The sequence below is a fragment of the Neisseria sp. P0009.S007 genome, assembly GCF_051962515.1.
In genome coordinates this window covers 1-244 of sequence record NZ_JBQCVF010001239.1, presented here as the reverse complement: position 1 = coordinate 244, position 244 = coordinate 1, and the positions used below count along the sequence as shown (strand labels likewise).

General features: G+C 56.6%; 1 pseudogene. It reads left to right on the top strand.

Annotated elements, in window-relative coordinates:
• Positions 1-244: pseudogene (locus ACTHS3_RS18450) on the top strand (NnrS family protein); the annotation flags it as partial.

Sequence of the window (244 nt, the reverse complement as noted above, 5' to 3'; positions counted from 1 at the left end):
TCTTGGCGGCGTTGTTGCTTGCCGCATCCATCCTGCTGCCGTTTGCGCCGCAAACCGCTTCGTTTTTCGTTGCCGCCTATTGGCTGGTGTTGCTGCTGTTCTGCGCTTGGCTGATTTGGCTCGACCGCAATACTGACAACTTTGCCCTGCTGATGCTGCTTGCCGCGTTCACCGTTTTTCAGACGACCTATGCCGTCAGCGGCGATTTGAACCTGTTGCGCGCGCAAGTGCATCTGAATATGGC